Below are 13,609 nucleotides of genomic sequence, written 5' to 3'. Positions count from 1 at the left end.
CTATTCAAACAGTTTTTTTATTGGAGCAAATGTATTTCTATGTATTGGACATGGTCCATGTTCGTTTAATGCGTCAAGATGAAGCTTTGTACCGTAGCCCATATGTAAATGAAAACCATATTGAGGATACTGATTATGATATTCCTTCATCATTCGGTCTCTTGTTACCTTCGCAACAATAGAGGCTGCAGCAATCGATACACTTTTGGCATCTCCTTTAACGATTGATGTTTCAGGATAAATACTATTTATTTTCATTGCATCTAATAATAAATAATCTGGTTGGATACTTAAATTTTGTACAGCTGCCAACATGGATTTTTTAGTAGCCTCATAAATATTAACTTTATCGATTTCATCCGCCGAAACAATACCAATTCCAACCGAAACTGCAATAGCCATTATTTCTTTGAACAATTCTTCACGTTTTTTCTCTGTTAATTTTTTGGAATCATTCAACCCTTGAATATATGAGGTTTCTTCAAGGATTACAGCGGCTGATACAACAGGACCGGCAAGAGGACCACGGCCAACTTCATCAATACCAGCAATGAATGTAAAACCTTCTGACCTTGCCTTTACTTCATAAGCTTCCATTAATTTATAATGTTCACGATCAGCTTTTTCCTGCTTTCTCTTTTGATGCCATTTATCCAGTAAATCTTTTACTCCTTTTCTTGAATCTACTGATAGTTCTTCCAATAACGGATCATTCTCATCTTGAACATTTTCAATTAGTTTTCTTATTTCTTGGATTGATGTTTTTATCATTTTCTATCTCCATAAAAAAAATGTAAGACCCCATTACGGGATCTTATTCAGGCTTTCTTTCCGGGATATCAAAGGTTAGATTGCCAAATTTTTGCATTCTAAGATCTCTTATGACGATTTCAGCTGTTTTGTCATAATCTACCTCTCCACCCGAAGTAAGACATCCTCTTAGCTGACCAATCTTATCAAATAATACGGATATTTCTTCCGGGAACTCAGTTAATTGATAACGTTCTAACAGTCTTTCAGGATAACACTCTTGCAAATATGTAAGACCAAAAACGGCAATATCTTGCATATTAAGCAATGTATCCTTAATTGCTCCTGTCAAAGCTAGCTTATACCCCGTTTCGGGATCTTCAAATTTCGGCCATAAAATCCCTGGAGTATCAAGGAGTTCGAGTTCTTTACCAACTTTTATCCACTGCTGAGCCCTTGTGACACCGGGTGTATTCCCTGTTTTTGCTATATTACGTTTTGCTAGTCGATTGATCAAAGTTGATTTTCCCACATTAGGAATGCCAACAATCATTGCTCTGATTGCCCTAGGTCTTATTCCTTTTGCCCTTTGACGTTCTATTTTTTCTTGTAAAATTTTTTCAGCAGCTTTCACAATTTCTTTTACACCTGTCCCGGCTTGTGAATTGATAGACAAAGCCATTTGGCCATTTTCTGCATAAAAGTTAATCCATTGATTCGTTAATGTGCGATCTGCCATATCCGCTTTATTTAATAAAATTAGTCTTGGTTTATGTTGAATAATCTCTTGCAGCATAGGATTAGAGGATGATTCAGGGATTCTTGCATCAACTAGTTCAAATATTATATCGACTAATTTAAGTTTTTCTGTCACTTCCCTGCGAGCTTTTGCCATATGCCCAGGGAACCATTGTATTGTCATGAATCTATTCCTCCAACCATCTATTTAACATATCTAATATCTTTAAAAGGCCAATAAACTATATTTGTATCTCCTATAACTTTTTCTAGCGGGATAGAGCCAATATGTCTACTATCTTTACTTGATCTGCGATTGTCACCCATCACAAATAGTTCGCCTTCAGGTACTGTCTTTTGACCAACGGGAGTTTCTTCTAATGTAAAATCTTCCGTTAACGGTCCTTCAACTATTTGACTTTTGTAAGCATCCAAATACGGCTCTGCATAAGGTTTACCATTAATATAGAGCGTATCATCACGATATTCAACTGTATCGCCCGGTAATCCTATTACACGCTTTATATAATCTTTTTGTTCCGGTGCATGGAAAACGATGATATCAAACCTCTGTGGTTTTCCAAGTTTATTAACAATCATTCGATCCCCATTATGAAGAGTAGGCATCATAGAGTAACCATCAACAACAATCGGAGCAAATAGAAAATACCTAATGATAGCTGCCAGTCCAATCGCAATAAGGAGTGCTTTCGTCCATTCCCATAGTTCATTTTTTTCTTTAGTCATCGTTTCACCATCCAATAAAGTCAAATCATTAATAGCTTTTACTTATGTATACACTATTGTATATGAAAAATAAACATTAATCATTTGATATTTATCATAATAAGTATATTTTCTTATACGGTTATCAAATATGAATAAAAGGAGCTTGATTACAAGCTCCTTTTCCTTTTTTGCCATTGTTACATTCCAGTCATGATGACCATAGAATAAAACAATCTTTTTATCGAATTTCTTTGATACGAGCTGCTTTTCCACGTAATTTACGTAGATAGTAAAGCTTCGCACGGCGAACTTTACCGCGACGCACTAATTCTAGCTTCGCAATTCTTGGAGTGTGAACAGGGAATGTACGCTCAACCCCTACACCATAAGATATTTTACGGACAGTGAAAGTTTCACTGATACCGCCACCACGGCGTTTAATCACTAACCCTTCGAATAACTGAATTCTTTCACGTGTACCCTCAACAACTTTAACATGGACACGAACAGTATCACCAGGGCGAAATGCCGGAAGATCATTGCGAAGTTGATCTTTAGTAATTTCTTCAATAATTTTGTGCATCGTATTCATCTCCTTCCAACCGACGCTCTTGCAAACGGGAAACATGCAGCGGAACACCGTTGTTACAGGCTTAACAAGGCTTATCAGCCTTAGCCACAAAAACTATATTAACATACACATATATTGATTGCAATTGTAACTTTTAAGAAATCTTAGTCTAGATGATCAACTTTTTTATTTTTTTCTCGGAGGTATTCTTCTAGTAAATCAGGACGTCTACTTTTTGTTCTTTTGAGTGACTCATTTTCACGCCACTCATTTATTTTCTGATGGTTCCCGGATAAAAGGACTTCCGGGACTTTCATCCCTCTGAAATCAGCTGGACGAGTATAATGGGGATGTTCTAATAATCCTGATGAAAAAGAATCATAAATAGGTGAATCCTCATTTCCAAGCACACCGGGCAGCAAGCGAACGACTGAATCTATTACAACCATCGCACCAAGTTCGCCGCCAGTCAAAACATAATCACCAATCGATATTTCATCTGAGACTAGATTTTCTCTTATCCGTTCATCGTATCCTTCATAATGACCACAAATAAAAATTAAATGATCCTCTTTTGCCAATTCTTCCGCTTTTTTCTGAGTATATGTTTCCCCTTGAGGACAAAGCAAAATGATGCGAGGATTCGCTTTACTATCCTTTTTTAAATGATCAACTGCATCGAAGATTGGCTGAGGCTTTAAAACCATTCCGGCTCCCCCGCCATATGGATAGTCATCGACAGTTTTATGCTTATCATTTGAAAACTCTCGAAAATTTACAACATTATAAGAGGCCGCCTCTTTTTCTACTGCTTTTTTCAAAATGGATGAACCGAAGACCCCTGAAAACATTTCTGGAAATAAAGTTAATACATCTATTTTCATTACTCTAGTAACCCTTCAATTGGATTAATAATAATTCTCTTATCCTCTACCGAAATATCTATAACCACATCTTCTATGTAAGGAATCAGAAATTCCTTGCCATCTTTTCTTTTAACAACCCATACATCGTTTGCTCCTGGTGAGAGAATTTCTTTCACTATGCCAATTTCTTCTTCGTCTTCTGTAATGACAGTACATCCAATAATTTCGTAAAAATAGTATTCACCCTCAGGCAAATCATTTAGTTGTTCCTCAGTAACCTTTAAAATGCCTTCTCTCCAAAGTTCGACATCATTTATATTTGAATAGTTTTCAAATGTAAGTAAATCAAAATTTTTATGTTTACGATGGGTGTTTACAATTAATTCGATAGGCTCTTTTTTCTTTGGTAAAAAAAGATAAAGTAGGCTCCCTGGGGCGTATCTTTCTTCTGGAAAATCCGTTTTCGAAATTACCCTTACTTCCCCTTTAATACCGTGAGTGTTTACAATTTTTCCCACATTAAACCAATTCATACTTTCACCTCTCCCGTATTTCCGTGATGATCCCATCTGTTATAACAATCGTTTTCCCTTTTGTTATTTCTTCCCAATTATCTCCAACTTTAATATCAATAATCGCTTGTATATCTTGATCGTGAAGTTCACTTCCAATTGGTAGCAAATCAAGCTGTTCGATTTGAAAGTCTATCAGCTTAACTTTTTCCTTGCGCATTGCAATTTCTTTGTCAAACTGGGTTTTCAATCCAGTTTGAGTAAACTTACGTGTTCTCTCTAATTTTTTCATCTCAAAAAGAAGCTGGTCGCATTCCTTTTTCAGCTGTTGTTTATTATTTTTATATTTTTTTAGTAGTTTATACTTACTCATTTCTGTTAAAACCTGTTTAACAGAAACGGTTTGGAGAATTCTCATAATATCATCCTCCGCTAGACTTGTATATGTAAATTGCTATGTTAAACTTATCGGTTGATTTTCGCTCCGGATACGTATTTTCCATGGCCACAGTAATAATGGAAACGACTTTCTAGTAACGTATGAATTATTTATGCATTGACTGAGATAGAGGAATCATGACGAGGTTAGAAAAGCGGTAGAATTTGTTCAGGAGCGACAAGTAAACGTTCTCTAGCTCAGGAGTTGTTCTTTAACTTCCCTAGCGATGTTGTTTTATGACCTCGAGTGTTTGCCCCTGTGGATCCTTAGTAACCCGTTTTTCCTGCAGGAATCTCCCGCCACCGCTACCAATAATAAACTTTTAACAAAGCTACGTAATAATAAACAAAAAAGGGAGGTATTATGCCTCCCTATTCGTCGATTTCCATGTAAACCTTCTTATGTTGTTTTAATCCTGCTGCGGCATAGACTACTGTTCTAATTGCTTTTGCAACTCTACCATGTCTCCCAATCACTTTTCCAATGTCATGTTCATGCACGGAAAGGTGATACGTAATACGTTGATCTTCTACTACTTCACGTACCCGAACCTCATCGGGATAATCAACAATCGGCTTTACAATCGACAAAATTAGATTATTCATGACTATCACAATTACTTACTATTCTTTACGTTATGGAATTTTTCCATGATGCCTTGCTTAGAAAATAAGTTGCGAACAGTGTCAGATGGTTTTGCACCATCTTGAAGCCATTTAAGAGCTGTTTCTTCATTAATTGCAACTTGAGCTGGTTGAGAGACTGGATTATATGTTCCAATTTCTTCAATGATACGTCCATCACGTGGAGAACGAGCGTCAGCTACAACAATACGATAGAAAGGAGATTTTTTTGCTCCCATACGTTTTAAACGAATTTTTACTGCCATTTTAATAGCACCTCCGAATAGTTTCACACAAGATAGTATAATATCAGATGTTTTATTTGTTTGTAAAGTATTTTTTCTTAACACATTAAAATAATTTACATAAAAGGTAATTTAAAGCCTCCGCGCTTCTTCCCTTTTTGCTGCATGCCAGTCATTTGTTTCATCATTTTTTTCATTTCGTCAAATTGCTTTAGAAGACGATTAACTTCTTGAACAGTTGTGCCGCTTCCTTTTGCAATACGTCGACGTCTACCTGCATTAATAATTTCTGGCTGTTCTTTTTCTGTTGTCGTCATAGAACGAATGATTGCTTCGACATGACTAATTTGTTTCTCATCTACTTGAAGATTATTCATACCTTTAATTTTATTGGCCCCAGGCATCATTTTTAATAACTCGTCGAGAGGTCCCATATTTCTAACCTGACCTAATTGATCGAGGAAATCATCCAACGTAAATGAAGCAGTACGGAACTTTTGCTCCAATTCTTTCGCTTTTTCTTCATCTACTGAAGCTTGAGCCTTTTCAATTAAGGTAAGCACGTCACCCATTCCAAGTATCCTTGAGGCCATCCGCTCTGGATGGAAAGGCTCCAAAGCATCCATTTTTTCGCCCATACCTACAAACTTAATCGGTTTTTCGGCAACAGAACGAATGGATAATGCCGCACCACCACGTGTATCTCCGTCAAGCTTCGTGAGAACAACTCCGGTAATGTCAAGTAACTCGTTAAAACTTTGTGCAACATTTACTGCGTCTTGCCCTGTCATAGCATCAACTACGAGGAAAATTTCATCAGGCTTTGCGACTTCTTTAATTTCTTTCAGTTCATTCATTAGTTCTTCATCAATATGCAGTCTTCCTGCAGTATCAATAAGAACATAATCATGATGATCTTCTTTAGCTTTCTCTATAGCCTTTTGAGCAATTTCCACAGGGCTTACTTTGTCACCCAAAGAAAAAACAGGGAGATCTAATTGTTTTCCAAGTGTCTCCAATTGTTTAATTGCAGCAGGTCGATAAATATCAGCGGCAACGAGTAATGGCTTTCTATTGTATTTCTTCCTCAATAAATTGGCCAGCTTTCCAGTTGTCGTTGTTTTACCTGCCCCTTGCAGTCCAGACATCATGATGACAGTCGGCGGTCTACTAGCAACCGCAATTTTGCTTTGTTCGCCGCCCATCAGTTCTGTAAGTTCTTCCTTTACAACTTTGATGACTTGTTGGCCGGGAGTGAGGCTTTTCATTACCTCCTGACCGACTGCTCTTTCACTTACTTTTGAAATAAATTGCTTAACGACCTTGAAATTAACATCCGCTTCTAGCAATGCAAGGCGAACTTCACGCATCATTGCCTTCACGTCAGCTTCCGTTATTTTTCCTTTACCCCGGATTTTTTGCATTGTCGCTTGCAACCGGTCGGCTAATCCTTCAAATGCCATTTTGCCGCCCCCTAATCCAATTCCTTAAGCAGTACTAATGAATGTTCTATCTTGGAAGTGTCCAACTTTCCAAGAGACAAACTTTTTTCCATTTGCTCGATAATATTGCTGCGCTCCAGAAATTTTTGGAACAACTGCAATTTTTCTTCATATTCCTCAAGCATGGCTTCCGTGCGTTTAATATTATCGTATACCGCTTGGCGGCTTACCTCATATTCATCCGCAATTTCACCAAGTGAAAGGTCATCGAGATAATATAGGGACATATAACTACGTTGCTTAGGAGTCAACAGCGCTTGATAAAAATCAAACAAATAATTAATGCGTGTTGTTTTCTCTAGCATTGTCATACAAATCCCCCTTGTTAAGTTAAAATCCTTTACACCCAAATCATACATTTCTATTATAAAAAAGTCAACATCCTTGAGATATAAAACGCGAACTCATTATTAATCAAGATTCTCGGATGATTCTATTGCATCAGAAAAAAGTCCGTACACATATTTTTCTGCGTCAAATTCTTGAAGGTCATCCATTTTCTCCCCAAGTCCAACAAACTTTACAGGAATGTTTAGTTCGTTGCGGATGGCAATTACTATTCCGCCCTTTGCCGTACCGTCTAGCTTGGATAACACAATCCCACTAACACGAACAGCTTCTTGAAAGGTTTTAGCTTGTATTAAAGCGTTTTGGCCAGTTGTTGCATCCAAAACTAATAACACTTCATGAGGAGCTTCTGGAACTTCTCGCTCAATAACGCGTTTTACCTTTTCTAATTCTTTCATTAAGTTTACTTTATTTTGTAATCTTCCAGCTGTGTCACAAATAAGCACATCAACATTACGAGATTTTGCAGCTTGTAAAGCATCATACATAACTGCTGCAGGGTCAGAGCCTTCAGCTTGCTTGATGACATCTGCTCCTACACGTTCACCCCATACCTCCAATTGGTCAATTGCACCAGCACGAAAAGTATCACCTGCAGCAAGCATTACTTTTTTTCCATCTTCTATAAGCTTATGTGCGAGCTTTCCAATCGTCGTTGTTTTTCCAACACCATTTACTCCAACAACTAAAATAACAGTTAACCCTTCATCTTGAATATTCAATTGATTTGAATATTCGTTTCCAGATTCATATATTTCGACTAATTTTTCTGAGATGACCGATTGAACTTCCACAGGATCTTTAATATTTCTTTTCTTAACCTCAATTTTTAGTTGTTCCACTATTTCCATTACAGTTTCAAATCCAACGTCTGCTTGAATTAAAATTTCTTCAAGCTCCTCAAAAAAATCTTCATCGACCTTGCGATAACGTGAAACAAGATCATTTATTTTTCCAGAGAACTGATTTCTTGTTTTCGCTAGCCCCTCTTTAAATTTTGTAGAGACTTGATCAGTAGAAGAAGTAAATTTCTCTTTCAATTTCTTAAAAAAACTCACTTAACACGACCTCGATTCGTTATATTTGCACCATTTCGTTCGTTTTTTCCAATTTGACGGAAACAATTTTCGATACACCAGATTCTTGCATCGTCACTCCATATAAAACATCTGCTCCCTGCATTGTTCCTTGCCTATGTGTGATTACAATAAACTGCGTTTCCTTACTAAATTCTGTAAGGTAATGACTAAATCTCTGAACATTCGCTTCGTCCAATGCAGCCTCTACCTCATCGAGCACGCAAAATGGGACAGGACGAATTTTTAATATTGAAAATAATAGTGCGATTGCTGTCAGGGAACGTTCCCCTCCAGAGAGGAGGCTAAGATTTTGTAATTTTTTTCCTGGAGGCTGTGCGACGATATCAACACCGGTATTTAACATATCATCAGGATTTGTGAGCGTTAATTCCGCTCTCCCACCACCGAATAATGCTTTAAATACACCTTCGAATTCACTTTGAATATCAAAGAATGTCATGCTGAATTTTTTTTCCATTTCACTATCCATTTCATCCATGACCTGGAATAAATGATCTTTAGCATCAGACAAGTCCGTCTGTTGCTCTTTCAGGAAATGATAACGTTCATAAACTCTTTCATATTCTTCGATAGCGCCCATATTCACAGAACCTAACTCGGCAATTTCAATTTTTATCAGTTTTACTTTCGTTCTCGTTTCTTCAACTGGCAACGTTAAAGTGTATTTTTCCTTTGCACCTTCATACGATAACGTATATTCTTCTCTTAATTTATTTAGAAGATTATCAAGTTCAACATCTAAACGGTTGCTTTTTACTTCTTCATTTTTTAGCATAACCGTAATCCCGTTATAAACTCTTTTCAACTCTTTAAGTTCCGCTTCCCTTTGTTCTATTGAAATTTGTAGATGAAGTCTTTCCTCTCGTTGGATGGATAATTTATGTTCAATTTCCTCTTTTTCCACTTTTTTCTTTAGCGCTTCTTCCACAAGCTCGTCTTCATTGGATGAGTGTCCTGTCATTTCACTTTCAAGCCATTGAAGATCTTCGATTAAAGCATTTTTATGTGTTGTCAATTCCGTTAATTCATTGTTAAGAGAATGGAAAGTATTTCGTGTAGATGATAATTGTTCCCTAGCAACAGCAAGCAACGAGGATAATTCTGTAATCTCTTTTGCTAATGAATCTTTTGATATTCTTTCATCATTTCGTTGTACTGTTAATTGTTCAATCCGCTCATTTAAAGACTGGATTTTTCCCTCACAAGTTGAAATTATTTCAGAAAGCGCCTTAATTCTGTCATCGATTTTGTTTTTCTCCGCTTTTAGTTCGGATGTTTCAAGATCATAAACAGCTAGGCGATCATCTATATTCTTTTTATTTATATTTATTTGAGCAAGGGTCGATTCTACTTCATTTTGTTTTATGCGAAGCTCTTCACCTTTTGAACGAATGGATTCAAGCATCTTTTCTTCAATAGTTAAATTATTTCGCGCTTTCTCCCACGAATCTTGGAGAATAGCAGTTTTTTCTTTCATATCTTCCAGCTTTACTTTTATATCTTCTAACTCGCTTTTTCTTCCTAGCAAGGAACCTGTCGATTGTTTAGACGCCCCACCCGTCATTGAGCCACCAGGATTGACAACATCCCCATCCAAGCTAACAATTCTATAACGATGCTGGAGTATTTTTGCTAACTGATTCGCACCAGCTAAATCTCTAGCAATAATAATATTTCCAAGAAGACTATTAACAGCTGGCGCATAATCACTCTTAAATTTTACAAGGTTGGAGGCTATGCCGATAAAGGATGGGTGTGAAGCAATCATCATTTCTTGGCTAGGCTGAATACTCTTTTCCTTTATCGTATTTAAAGGTAAAAAAGTAGCTCTTCCATATTGTTTCCTTTTTAGAAATTGTATAGCTTCTCTTGCATCCTTTTCGGTTTTAACGACGATGTTTTGCATTGAGCCGCCGAGTGCAATTTCAATTGCTTTAGCATATTCTTTCGGAACTTGAATTAATTCAAGAACTGCGCCTTCTATCCCTTGCAGAATATTGTCCCTCGCTTTTAATACTTCTTTAACACCTTGAAAAAATCCCGTATAATCATCTTCCATTTCTTCAAGTGCTTCTTTACGCGATTGAGCCTTTTGAATAAACTGATTTGCTTGATTCAGCATGGATGTTTGTTTTTCTAAATGCTCAGACAATGAATCAATATTTTTCTTTGTTTCATTATATTGAATTAATTGAGTTGCAATTTCTTTTTCAAGTAATTGCATTTCTTCCATCTTTGCTTTTTGTTGTTCTGCGATATTACTTCTTTCCTCAATGAACTTCTTATTTTCCCCATCTAAACGATTACTTCGCGCAATCTGTTGATTTAGCTGCTGGTCTAAATATTGCATTTCATTTTTGGCAGAAGCCTGTTCATTAAGTACTTCAATATAATCGCTTTTTAGTGATTCAATCGTATCTTCAATCGTATCATCTAATTGGCTCAGCTGTTTTCTGTTCTCTTCAAGTTCTTTTTGTAATTTCTGAACTTCTGCTTCTTTTAGGCTTACTTCATTTTTAGTTGCATTACGTTTTTCCGTAATTTGAGACACTTTTATATTTGCATCATCAATATTTTTTTTCAGCTGCTCAGTGTTATGAGTCGCGTTTCGTTTTCGTTCTTTTAATACTTCACGTCGTCCTTCGAGCTTCTCTAAATCTTTAGTCGCTGTCAGCAACTCAGACTGAAAGTTTGCAATTGTATCATCATATAAAGCAAGCTTATTTCTTTCGTTTTCCAACTTCTCTTCATTCATTTGAATTTTTTTGGATAGTTCCGCTTCTCTTGCTGTCAATTTATGTAATTCTTGTTTTGAGGTCTCCCAGTTTTCATGCAAAACTCCAATTTCATGTACTGTTAATGCCACCTCATGATTTTCAAGCTCTTTTTTCTTTTCAAGATAATCTTTAGCGATTGATGCCTGTATTTTTAAAGGCTCAATTTGACTTTCAAGTTCATGAAGAATGTCGTTGACACGATTTAGGTTATCGCTAGTTTCTTGTAGTTTACCTTCTGCTTTCTTTTTCCTCGTCTTATATTTTAAAACGCCAGCCGCTTCCTCGAAAATAGTCCTTCTTTCTTCGGGTTTACTATTTAAGATTTCTTCAACCTTCCCTTGGCTTATGATTGAAAACGCTTCTTTTCCAAGGCCTGAATCCATAAATAGATCGATGATATCTTTTAGTCTGCAGCTTTGCCCATTTAATAGATACTCACTCTCGCCTGTCCTGAAAACCCGTCGAGCTACACAAACCTCATTATAATCTATCGGTAATGCCTCATCCTCATTATTTAAAGTCAACGCCACTTCAGCAAAATTAAGAGGTTTTCTGGAATCGCTACCCGCAAAAATAATATCCTCCATCTTTCCCCCGCGTAATGATTTTGCCGATTGCTCACCTAGTACCCAGCGAATGGAATCTGTTATATTACTTTTTCCACTTCCGTTAGGTCCTACTACCGCCGTTACTCCTGGAACAAATTCAATCGTCACTTTTTCTGCAAAGGATTTAAATCCAATTATGTCTAGTTGTTTAAGGTACAAAAATATCACTCCCTGTAAAAAAAAAGCGCAAGCGCCTTGATTATCGACGTACAGTACAGACCCACAGGATGTGGGTCTGTCGAATTTCCTTTTCAGTCTCAGCCTCGTGATAAGGCAACACGATACGTCCGATAGGACAAATCGATGTTGATTTATCAAACGGATGTATTAGTCGATACGCGCTGGAGCTAGACATTAAAGCTTTAAATAGACATTTATAACCTTTGGAAATATACATTCTTATGAATGATAATAGTGCAAACAGAACTGTTGAATTCCGCTACAATCCACAAGATGATAAACGTAGCAATGATCTTTTACAAATTCTTCATTAAAATACATCACTCGATCCAAACTCTTCCAGCTTCCCTAAAGCCATTTGGGCGGCATGCTGTTCAGCTTCCTTTTTGGAACGGCCGGCTCCCTCTCCAAGCACTTCATTATTTAAGGATACTTGTGATACAAATATCCGATTATGGGCAGGTCCATCTTCTTGAAGGATCGTATACTCCAAAGCACCTGAACCATCTCTTTGGACATATTCTTGTAATTGGCTCTTAAAATCCATCACATGAGAAAAAGCACCTAAATCAACTTTTGGAAAAATAACCTTTTCTAAAAATGAAATAACTGTTTCCAATCCTTGGTCAAGAAATAATGCTCCAATAAACGCTTCAAATGCATCGGCGAGCAGAGCAGGACGCGATCGTCCCCCCGTCATTTCTTCGCCTTTTCCAAGTAAAACGAATTCACCAAAATTGAGTTCATTCGCGAAACCTACCAAGGCGGGTTCACAAACGATTGCCGCTCTCAGCTTAGTTAATTCCCCTTCACTCATCATTGGATATTTTCTAAACAAAAATTGTGAAACCGATAGTTCCAATACGGCATCGCCTAAAAATTCTAGTCTTTCATTATCTTCATATGGTTTTTTACGATGCTCATTCACATAAGACGAATGTGTAAATGCTTGCATTAATAGATTTTCATCATTGAAATGGAGATCAAGTTTTTCTTGAAACTCTTTAAAGCTACGAATTATTTTATTCATTGTATTTTTTTCACGATATGATTTCCGCATCTGCTATCCACCTTGCTACATCTTTTATTTAGACTCTGTTAACCTTGTATGTCGATTTACACTCCAATAAACATAATATGAAAATCAACAATGCTTTTTAACAAAGCCTTTATTTAAAGCTTTTTTCGCAAAAATTGTTGTTTTGATTATGGAAGATTGTTTTTTAATAACAATTTAATACCATTAGTATCATGTTCCGGACATCTTTTCTCTAATCATTAAAAACTCATTTGAAAATTGAAAACAACAAAATTTAAGAAAAAAGCCTTATTTAAAGTAGAAATGTCCCGTCTGCTTTCAGGCGGGACATCACTTACTCAAGCGACTATTTATTACTTTCTATGTAATTGACAGCGTCGCCTACTGTTGCGATCTTTTCTGCATCATCATCGGAAATTTCCATATCAAATTCATCTTCAAATTCCATGACAAGTTCTACAACATCTAGGGAATCCGCTCCTAAGTCATCTTTAAAAGAAGCTTCAAGCGTTACTTTAGATTCTTCGACGCCTAAACGGTCAACAATAATCTTTGTTACGCGTTCAAGTGTATCTGCCATTT

General features: G+C 36.6%; 15 protein-coding genes. All 15 read right to left on the bottom strand.

Going from position 1 to position 13,609, the window contains the following annotated elements; translation table 11 throughout:
- The 15 genes from rnhB to KHA93_RS04560 all read right to left on the bottom strand — a co-directional run bounded on the left by rnhB (position 1) and on the right by KHA93_RS04560 (position 13,607).
- Positions 1–771: a ribonuclease HII gene (rnhB, locus tag KHA93_RS04630; RefSeq protein ID WP_213109656.1), complete on the bottom strand. Its 771-nt coding sequence runs from the start codon at positions 769–771 to the stop codon at positions 1–3.
- A 43-nt stretch (positions 772–814) separates the two neighbouring features.
- A complete protein-coding gene (gene ylqF / locus KHA93_RS04625; RefSeq protein ID WP_213109655.1) occupies positions 815–1,672 on the bottom strand; it encodes a ribosome biogenesis GTPase YlqF in 858 nt (285 codons plus the stop codon).
- 20 nt (positions 1,673–1,692) lie between these two features.
- Positions 1,693–2,235: a signal peptidase I gene (lepB, locus tag KHA93_RS04620; protein ID WP_213109654.1), complete on the bottom strand. Its 543-nt coding sequence runs from the start codon at positions 2,233–2,235 to the stop codon at positions 1,693–1,695.
- Between the two features lie 220 nt (positions 2,236–2,455).
- Positions 2,456–2,800 (bottom strand): 50S ribosomal protein L19, encoded by a 345-nt coding sequence (gene rplS, locus KHA93_RS04615; RefSeq protein WP_213112770.1) that lies wholly within the window; start codon positions 2,798–2,800, stop codon positions 2,456–2,458.
- Between the two features lie 152 nt (positions 2,801–2,952).
- On the bottom strand, positions 2,953–3,672 hold the full coding sequence (gene trmD, locus KHA93_RS04610; protein ID WP_213109653.1) for a tRNA (guanosine(37)-N1)-methyltransferase TrmD: 720 nt from the start codon (positions 3,670–3,672) through the stop codon (positions 2,953–2,955).
- Positions 3,672–4,187, bottom strand: coding sequence for a ribosome maturation factor RimM (rimM, locus tag KHA93_RS04605; protein WP_213109652.1), 516 nt, complete (start codon positions 4,185–4,187; stop codon positions 3,672–3,674). Before rimM ends, trmD begins: the two co-directional genes overlap by 1 nt.
- Positions 4,188–4,191: 4 nt before the next feature.
- Positions 4,192–4,584 carry a YlqD family protein gene (locus tag KHA93_RS04600; RefSeq protein ID WP_213109651.1) on the bottom strand — a complete coding sequence of 131 codons (393 nt, stop codon included), beginning with the start codon at positions 4,582–4,584 and terminating at the stop codon, positions 4,192–4,194.
- Positions 4,585–4,976: 392 nt separating this feature from the next.
- Entirely contained in the window at positions 4,977–5,210 is a 234-nt protein-coding gene (locus KHA93_RS04595; RefSeq protein ID WP_213109650.1) for a KH domain-containing protein, read from the bottom strand.
- Between the two features lie 11 nt (positions 5,211–5,221).
- Positions 5,222–5,494, bottom strand: a complete 273-nt coding sequence (rpsP, locus tag KHA93_RS04590; RefSeq protein WP_213109649.1) for a 30S ribosomal protein S16 — start codon at positions 5,492–5,494, stop codon at positions 5,222–5,224.
- 95 nt (positions 5,495–5,589) lie between these two features.
- Positions 5,590–6,936, bottom strand: coding sequence for a signal recognition particle protein (gene ffh, locus KHA93_RS04585; protein WP_213109648.1), 1,347 nt, complete (start codon positions 6,934–6,936; stop codon positions 5,590–5,592).
- 11 nt (positions 6,937–6,947) lie between these two features.
- Positions 6,948–7,280: a putative DNA-binding protein gene (locus KHA93_RS04580; RefSeq protein ID WP_432806342.1), complete on the bottom strand. Its 333-nt coding sequence runs from the start codon at positions 7,278–7,280 to the stop codon at positions 6,948–6,950.
- Between the two features lie 105 nt (positions 7,281–7,385).
- Positions 7,386–8,381 (bottom strand): signal recognition particle-docking protein FtsY, encoded by a 996-nt coding sequence (gene ftsY / locus KHA93_RS04575; RefSeq protein ID WP_213109646.1) that lies wholly within the window; start codon positions 8,379–8,381, stop codon positions 7,386–7,388.
- A gap of 19 nt (positions 8,382–8,400) precedes the next feature.
- Positions 8,401–11,967 (bottom strand): chromosome segregation protein SMC, encoded by a 3,567-nt coding sequence (gene smc, locus KHA93_RS04570; RefSeq protein ID WP_213109645.1) that lies wholly within the window; start codon positions 11,965–11,967, stop codon positions 8,401–8,403.
- Positions 11,968–12,298: 331 nt separating this feature from the next.
- Positions 12,299–13,048, bottom strand: coding sequence for a ribonuclease III (rnc, locus tag KHA93_RS04565; protein WP_213109644.1), 750 nt, complete (start codon positions 13,046–13,048; stop codon positions 12,299–12,301).
- A 325-nt stretch (positions 13,049–13,373) separates the two neighbouring features.
- Positions 13,374–13,607: an acyl carrier protein gene (locus tag KHA93_RS04560; RefSeq protein WP_213109643.1), complete on the bottom strand. Its 234-nt coding sequence runs from the start codon at positions 13,605–13,607 to the stop codon at positions 13,374–13,376.
- Positions 13,608–13,609 lie beyond the last annotated feature (2 nt).

Source organism: Lederbergia citrisecunda (assembly GCF_018343695.1).
Taxonomy (GTDB): domain Bacteria; phylum Bacillota; class Bacilli; order Bacillales; family Bacillaceae_C; genus Lederbergia; species Lederbergia citrisecunda.
This window is presented reverse-complemented; position numbering and strand designations above follow the sequence as displayed.

What these genes read in the sequence shown, in the direction of transcription:
- rimM (WP_213109652.1), bottom strand. Translation starts at nt 4,187, where the DNA reads ATGAATTGGTTTAATGTGGGAAAAATTGTAAACACTCACGGTATTAAA.
- rplS (WP_213112770.1), bottom strand. Translation starts at nt 2,800, where the DNA reads ATGCACAAAATTATTGAAGAAATTACTAAAGATCAACTTCGCAATGAT.
- rnhB (WP_213109656.1), bottom strand. Translation starts at nt 771, where the DNA reads ATGATAAAAACATCAATCCAAGAAATAAGAAAACTAATTGAAAATGTT.
- KHA93_RS04595 (WP_213109650.1), bottom strand. Translation starts at nt 5,210, where the DNA reads ATGAATAATCTAATTTTGTCGATTGTAAAGCCGATTGTTGATTATCCC.
- KHA93_RS04600 (WP_213109651.1), bottom strand. Translation starts at nt 4,584, where the DNA reads ATGAGAATTCTCCAAACCGTTTCTGTTAAACAGGTTTTAACAGAAATG.
- trmD (WP_213109653.1), bottom strand. Translation starts at nt 3,672, where the DNA reads ATGAAAATAGATGTATTAACTTTATTTCCAGAAATGTTTTCAGGGGTC.
- rnc (WP_213109644.1), bottom strand. Translation starts at nt 13,048, where the DNA reads ATGCGGAAATCATATCGTGAAAAAAATACAATGAATAAAATAATTCGT.
- rpsP (WP_213109649.1), bottom strand. Translation starts at nt 5,494, where the DNA reads ATGGCAGTAAAAATTCGTTTAAAACGTATGGGAGCAAAAAAATCTCCT.
- KHA93_RS04560 (WP_213109643.1), bottom strand. Translation starts at nt 13,607, where the DNA reads ATGGCAGATACACTTGAACGCGTAACAAAGATTATTGTTGACCGTTTA.
- ylqF (WP_213109655.1), bottom strand. Translation starts at nt 1,672, where the DNA reads ATGACAATACAATGGTTCCCTGGGCATATGGCAAAAGCTCGCAGGGAA.
- lepB (WP_213109654.1), bottom strand. Translation starts at nt 2,235, where the DNA reads ATGACTAAAGAAAAAAATGAACTATGGGAATGGACGAAAGCACTCCTT.
- KHA93_RS04580 (WP_432806342.1), bottom strand. Translation starts at nt 7,280, where the DNA reads ATGCTAGAGAAAACAACACGCATTAATTATTTGTTTGATTTTTATCAA.
- ffh (WP_213109648.1), bottom strand. Translation starts at nt 6,936, where the DNA reads ATGGCATTTGAAGGATTAGCCGACCGGTTGCAAGCGACAATGCAAAAA.